6 protein-coding genes and 1 pseudogene are annotated in these 6851 nt (G+C 73.3%); all 7 read left to right on the top strand.

All coding sequences use genetic code 11. The annotated features are described in order from the left end of the window. Positions 1 to 74: 74 nt before the first annotated feature. A pseudogene (locus ACFW1I_RS11605) lies at positions 75 to 410 on the top strand (ABC transporter permease subunit); the annotation flags it as partial. 27 nt (positions 411 to 437) lie between these two features. Beyond that, positions 438 to 1496, top strand: coding sequence for a 2-aminoethylphosphonate ABC transporter substrate-binding protein (locus ACFW1I_RS11600; protein WP_384668936.1), 1059 nt, complete (start codon positions 438 to 440; stop codon positions 1494 to 1496). Positions 1497 to 1629: 133 nt separating this feature from the next. After that, a complete protein-coding gene (locus ACFW1I_RS11595) occupies positions 1630 to 3165 on the top strand; it encodes an alkaline phosphatase family protein (RefSeq protein WP_384668934.1) in 1536 nt (511 codons plus the stop codon). 80 nt (positions 3166 to 3245) lie between these two features. After that, positions 3246 to 4025 carry an HAD-IIA family hydrolase gene (locus ACFW1I_RS11590; RefSeq protein ID WP_384668932.1) on the top strand — a complete coding sequence of 260 codons (780 nt, stop codon included), beginning with the start codon at positions 3246 to 3248 and terminating at the stop codon, positions 4023 to 4025. Between the two features lie 74 nt (positions 4026 to 4099). Further along, positions 4100 to 4672 carry a hypothetical protein gene (locus ACFW1I_RS11585; protein ID WP_384668931.1) on the top strand — a complete coding sequence of 191 codons (573 nt, stop codon included), beginning with the start codon at positions 4100 to 4102 and terminating at the stop codon, positions 4670 to 4672. A gap of 2 nt (positions 4673 to 4674) precedes the next feature. Then, positions 4675 to 5325 (top strand): class F sortase, encoded by a 651-nt coding sequence (locus tag ACFW1I_RS11580; protein ID WP_384668930.1) that lies wholly within the window; start codon positions 4675 to 4677, stop codon positions 5323 to 5325. Positions 5326 to 5743: 418 nt separating this feature from the next. Next, positions 5744 to 6730, top strand: a complete 987-nt coding sequence (locus ACFW1I_RS11575) for a glycoside hydrolase family 6 protein (RefSeq protein WP_384668929.1) — start codon at positions 5744 to 5746, stop codon at positions 6728 to 6730. The last annotated feature ends 121 nt before the right edge of the window (positions 6731 to 6851 follow it).

Below are 6851 nucleotides of genomic sequence, written 5' to 3'. Positions count from 1 at the left end.
CAAAAACGCGCCCCCGCGTGAGTGTTCTCGGGCCACACTGGGTGGGGCCCCCGGCATTCCCCCACCTCGGGGAGGGGGGGGCTCCCCGCCGCCTCGACCCGATGTACGAGCAGGCGGCGGCCGGACTCGGCGCCCGCCCCTCGTACGTCCTGTTCCGGGTCAGGCTGCCCCTGCTGCTGCCCTCCCTGAGCGCCGCCGCCGGGCTCTGCTTCGCCCTGTCCATGGGAGAGCTGAGCGCCACGATGATGCTCTACCCGCCGGACTGGATGCCGCTGCCGGTGCTGGTCTTCACCGCCACCGACCGCGGGTCCCTCTTCACCGGATCGGCGCTGGCCGTGGTCCTCATGGCCACGACCCTGCTGGTCCTGCTCGCCGTCTCCCGTATCCGCACCAGAGCGTCCTACCGATAACCCTCACGCCAGGAGAAGAACGACGTTATGCGCACGTACGCCAAGCCGGTCGCCGCCGTCACCGGAGCCCTCGCCCTCGCCGCCTCCCTCACCGCCTGCGGCGGTTCCTCCGCCGCCTCCGACGAGAAGGTCGTCACCGTCTACAGCGCCGACGGCCTCAAGGGCGAGAAGGGCGACGGCTGGTACGACAAGGTCTTCGCCGACTTCGAGAAGGAGACCGGCATCAAGGTGAAGTACGTGGAGGGCGGCTCCGGGGAGATGGTCCAGCGGGCCCTCCGCGAGAAGTCCAACACGCAGGCCGACGTCATCGTCACCCTCCCGCCCTTCATCCAGCAGGCCGGCTCCAAGGGCCTCCTCCAGAAGTACACCCCGAAGGGCGCCGACCAGGTCGACGGCGCCGACAAGGCCGCCGACGGCTCCTGGACCTCCGTCGTCAACAACTACTTCGGCTTCATCCACAACAAGAAGGAGCTGCCGCAGGCCCCCGGCACCTGGGAGGCGCTGCTCGACCCGAAGTTCCAGGACAGGCTCCAGTACTCCACCCCCGGCGTCGCCGGCGACGGCACCGCCGTCCTCATCAAGGCCATGCACGACTTCGGCGGCCAGGCGCCCGCCATGGAGTACCTGAAGAAGCTCCAGGCCAACAACGTCGGCCCGTCCTCCTCCACCTCCAAGCTCGCCCCCAAGGTCGACAAGGGCGAACTCCTCGTCGCCAACGGCGACGTGCAGATGAACTTCGCCCAGGCCAAGTCCATGCCGAACCTCGCCATCTGGTTCCCGGCCAAGGAGGGCGGCAAGCCCACCACCTTCGCCCTGCCCTACGCGGCCGGCCTGGTCGACAAGGCCCCGCACACCGAGAACGGCAAGAAGCTCCTCGACTTCATGCTGAGCGAGGGCGCCCAGCGCGAGGTCAGCGCCGTCGGCGGCGGCTTCCCGGCCCGCAAGGACGTCAAGGCCACCGACGCCAACGCCATCGAGCTGGCGAAGCTGATCGAGGGCGTCGAGATCTTCGAGCCGGACTGGGCCGACATCGACGAGAACCTCTCGTCCTACGTGGACGCGTGGAAGTCCGCGACCGGCAGCTGAGAGTTCACCGCACGGCCCCTCGACCCCCTCCGCAGATAGCGGAAAGATAACGGGTACGGACCAACGCCCCTGATTCCTCAGGGGCGTTGGTGTGCGTCCGTCCCCTTCTTCCCCTTCCCCGGAGGACTCCGACATGCCGATCCCCGGCATCTCCCGCCGCACCGTGCTCGCCGCGACCGCCGCCGGCACCGCCCTCGCCGCCACCGGTCTCGCGGCCGCCCCCGCCGCCCACGCCGCCACCCCGACGCTCCCGAACGGCACCAGCTCCGACAAGGTCCTCGTCGTCGGCATGGACGGCCTGCGGCACGACCGGATCGACGCCGCCAAGGCCCCCACCCTCAAGTCCCTGATGGCGAACGGCACCTACGGCCGCTCCCTGCTCTACGCCAACCCGATGGCCGCCACCTCCTCCGGCCCCGGCTGGTCGACGATCTCCACCGGCGTCTGGCCCGACAAGCACGGCGTCAGGGACAACACCTTCACCGGCAAGAACTACGCCAAGTACCCCGGCTTCCTGGCCCGTCTGCACCAGGTCCGCCCCGAGCTGTCGCTCTTCGCCGCCGTCGACTGGCCCGAACTGGACACCCACGGCACCGTCACCCCCGGCGCCGACGCCAAGCTCGTCTACGACAACAACTACGTCGTCAACGACAAGGTGATCACCGACATCACCGAGGACGTCCTGCGCCACCAGAACCCGGACGTCCTCTTCGTCTACTTCGGCGAGACCGACGAGATCGGCCACAACCACGGCGCCGCCAGCCAGAAGTACCTCGACGCCATCGACGTCCAGGACGGCTACCTCGGCCGCCTCCTCGCCGCGATCCGGGCCCGCCCCACGTACGCCTCCGAGCGGTGGACCGTCATCGTCACCACCGACCACGGCCACACCGACGCCGGCGGCCACGGCGGCTCCGCCATCGAGGAGCGCCGCACCTTCGTCCTCGCCCAGGGCCCCGGCATCGCCGCCGGCGCCCGGCCCATCGACACCCGGCTCGTCGACGTCGCCGCCACCGTCTTCCACCAGCTCGGCATCGTCCCCGACCCGTCCTGGGGCCTCGACGGCAAGCCGATCCAGCAGCGCTCCACCGACCCGTTCGACGCCCTGTACGGCTCGCTGGGCGGCCGGGTCGACGAGACCGGCATCCCCACCGGCGTCCTCGGCTTCACCCACACCCCGCCCGCCGGCTGGTCCGTCATCAACGGCGCCATGGGCACCGGCGGCATGACCGAGTGGCGCGGCTGGTCCTTCGCCACCGACGAGTTCTGGTCCCGCACCCAGCGCGACCAGTCCCGCGAGCTCAACGTCCGCGCCCGCGGCGTCTTCGCCGTCGCCGACTCCGACGAGTGGTCGGACAAGAGCTTCTCCGGCGCGTACGACACCACCCTGGTCACCCCGGCGTACGCGGTCGGCGGCGCCGCCCGTGTCACCCTCGGCTTCACCACCCTCTACCGCCAGGAGGGCGCCCAGACCGCCCAGGTGCTCGCCTCCTTCAACGGCGGCACCCCGACCGTCGTCAAGAGCTACACCTCCGACGTGATCTCCCAGCCCCAGTCGCTCACCGTCGCGGTCCCCGCCGGCGCCTCGAACGTCAGCTTCCGCTTCCGCTACACCGGTTCCAACAACTGGTACTGGACGATCGACGGGGTCACCGTGACGCCTTCCTGACCTAGGCTGGGGGCGTCGCCACAGCGCTGTCGCGTCGCCCCCAGCACACGCACGTCACGTACGGCAGGAGTCCCGCACCCATGGCAGAGCGCAAGCCGATCGAATCCTGGCTCACCGACATGGACGGCGTCCTCATCCACGAGGGCGTCCCGATCCCCGGCGCCGACGCGTTCATCAGGAAGCTGCGGGAGACCGGGAAGCCGTTCCTGGTCCTCACCAACAACTCGATCTACACCGCCCGCGACCTGCACGCCCGCCTCCTGCGCATGGGCCTCGACGTCCCCGTCGAGAACATCTGGACCTCGGCCCTCGCGACCGCCAAGTTCCTCGACGACCAGCGCCCCGGCGGCACCGCGTACGTCATCGGCGAGGCCGGCCTCACCACCGCCCTGCACGACATCGGCTACGTCCTCACCGACCACGACCCGGACTACGTCGTCCTCGGCGAGACCCGCACCTACTCCTTCGAGGCCATGACGAAGGCGGTCCGCCTCATCAACAACGGCGCCCGCTTCATCTGCACCAACCCGGACGAGACCGGCCCCTCCCTGGAGGGCCCGCTCCCCGCCACCGGCTCCGTCGCCGCCCTCATCACCAAGGCCACCGGCAAGGAGCCCTACTTCGCGGGCAAGCCCAACCCGCTGATGATGCGCACCGGGCTCAACGCGATCGGCGCCCACTCCGAGTCCAGCGCCATGATCGGCGACCGGATGGACACCGACATCCTGGCGGGCCTGGAGGCGGGCATGCAGACCTTCCTCGTCCTCACCGGCCTCACCTCGGAGGCGGAGATCGACCGCTTCCCGTTCCGCCCCTCGAAGGTCGTGAAGTCGATCGCGGACCTCGTCGACCGCGTGTAGCCCTCACGGAGCGTCGCCCCTGCGGATGCGAGAACGCCCGAACCGGGTGACCCTGCCAGTACCAGGAGGTCACCATGCGTTCAGGTCCCATCGCTCTCCGTGCCGCGGGGGCGGCGCTGGCTCTGGTGCTCGCCCCCGCGGCCGGCACCGCCGTCGCCCACGACGGCGTCCAGGCCACCGTCACCCCGGCCGCCGCGGCCCCCGGCGCGGACGTCGACGTCCGCGTCCAGGGCTGCAAGGGCACCACCGGCGCCGCCAAGTCCCAGGCGTTCGTCGCCGATGCCGAGCTCACCGGCCGCGACGGCGGCGCATACGCCCTCTTCGGCGGCGCCACCGTCCGCACCGGGCTCCAGGAGGGCACGTACAAGGTCTCCGTCACCTGCGACGGCCACGACCACCCCGACGTCGGCACCCTCACCGTCCGGCACCACCAGGAGCAGCCCAGCCACCGCCCGGCCCCGGTCGCCCCGGTCCGCGCGGGCGGCGGCGGCACCGCCGCGTTCGCCGCCCCCGCCGCGCCCGGCGTCGCCCAGACGGCGAGCGGGGACGGCCTCGGCACCCCGTACACCCTGCTCGGCCTCGGCATGGCCGGCGTCGCCGCCGTCGCGGTCGCCTTCCGGAGCTCCCGCCGCCGGCGTACGGAATAGGCGTGGCCGCGTCGAGCCGCCCGGTCACCGGTGTGGCCTGGGCGGTCCTGCTCCTCGGGCTCTGGCTGTGGGGCCGGGACACCGTCCACGGCCCCGGCGGCAGCTCGGCCCCGACGCACGGCGACATCGCGGCGGTCGGCCGCCCGCTGGGCGTGGACCTGCCGCCGTCCCGGGCGCCGATATCCGGCGCGGCGGAACCCCGCCGCGTCCAGATCCCCGCCCTCGGCATCGACGCCCCCGTCGTCCCCCGGGGCCTCGACGCCACCGGGGCGGTCGACCCGCCGCCGTACGAGCTGCCGCAGACCGTCGGCTGGTACGGCCCCGGCACCACGACGCCCGGCGCGGCGGGACCGGCGCTCCTCGTCGGCCACGTCGACACGGAAACGCGCCCCGCCGTCTTCTACGGCCTCAGCGCCGCCCGGCCCGGCGAGACCGTCCGCGTCACCCGGACGGACGGATCCGTCGCGGTCTTCACCGTCGACGACGTCCGCGTCGTCCCCCGCGACGCCTTCGACCCCCGCGCCGTCTACGGCCCCCGCGACCCGGCCCGCGCCGAACTCCGCCTCATCACCTGCGGCGGCACCTTCGACCGAGCGACCGGCACCTACACGGCCAACGTCGTAGTCTCCGCCTACCTGACATCAGCGGAGTAGCCGCAGCCGTTGTGGGCTGCGCCCGGCTGGGGGCGTCGCGGGCGGCCGCCGCCGTTTCGTTGTGGGCAATCGTTCCGCTGGGGCGGAACGGGTGGGCACAACGGAACGGCACCCCTAGCGGTGCCTCCGCGCCCCGAGCCTGGACCCGCACCCGTACGGAGCCGTACACGGGGTGCGGGCTCAGGCGCAGAAGCCTAGGCCCGGCGGACGGGCGCCGTTCCGTGTGCCCACCCGTTCCGCCCTGCGGAACGCCTGCCCACACGGAGGTGCGGCGGACGGCGCCGCGGGCCCGGCGCGTGGCCGGGCGGGAGGGTGGGCACCGCCCCGGCGGGGCAGGTCGTGCCTCGCGTCGTGCAGAGGGGCGGCGTGGCACGATGGTCGCGACTCCGTCACCCCCGCACGCGCCCGAGGGGCCCGCATGCCCGCACGCCCGCCCGCACCCCTCGCCGCGCTCCTCGCGCTCCTCGTCGTCACCGCCTGCGCCGGCCCCTCCGGCGAGGCCGCCGCCCCCGGGCCGCCCGCGGCGGGCGAGGCGCCCTACTGGGTGAACCCGGACAGCAGGGCCGCCCGCGCCGCCGCCGCCCACCGGGCGGCGGGGCGGACCGCCGAGGCCGCGCTGCTCGACCGGATCGCGACCCGGCCGGTCGCGGAGTGGCTCGGCCCCGACCGCCCGGAGGCGGAGGCGCGGGCGCTCACCGAGGCGGCGACGAAGGCCGGCCGCGCCGCGCTGCTCGTCCTCTACGCCATCCCGAACCGCGACTGCGGGCAGCACTCGGCCGGCGGCGCGCGGGACGGGACGGCGTACCGCGCCTGGGTGGACGCCGTCGCCCGGGGGATCGGCGGGCGGCGGGCGACGGTGATCCTGGAGCCGGACGCGGTGATGCACGTCCTCGACGGCTGCACCGCCGAGCAGCACCGCGGCGAGCGGTACGCCCTGCTCAAGGCGGCCGTCGACCGGCTGAAGCGGCAGCCCCAGGTCACCGTCCACCTGGACGCGGGCAACGCCGGCTGGGTCGCCCCGGAGCGGCTCGCCGCCCCGCTGCGGCTGGCCGGCGTCACGGCGGCCGACGGCTTCGCGGTGAACGTCTCGAACTTCCGCACGACCGAGGAGAGCGTGGCGTACGGCCGTCGGCTTTCCGCGCTCGTCGGCGGCAAGCCCTTCGTCGTCGACACCAGCCGCAACGGGAACGGCCCCCACCTGGCGGGCGACCCGGCGGAGAGCTGGTGCAACCCGCCGGGCCGGGCGCTCGGCACGCCGCCGACCCTGCGCACCGGCGACCCGCTGGTCCGCGCGTATCTGTGGATCAAGCGGCCCGGCGAGTCGGACGGGGAGTGCGGGGGCGGCCCGAAGGCGGGGGAGTGGTTCGACGCGTACGCCCTGGAACTGGCCCGCAACGCACGGTAGTTGAGTCACGGCAACGAGAAGGGGGCGGGGGGGCGGGCGGGGGCCGGGAGCTATGGGGGGGGGGCCGGGGCGGGAGCCCCCGCCCCCCCCGGATATATTAAGATCTGTGTCAAAAGACACT

Source organism: Streptomyces sp. NPDC058955 (genome assembly GCF_042741435.1).
Lineage (GTDB): Bacteria > Actinomycetota > Actinomycetes > Streptomycetales > Streptomycetaceae > Streptomyces.
The sequence above is the reverse complement of the archived record's forward strand: the minus strand, read 5'-3'. Positions and strand labels throughout refer to the sequence as shown.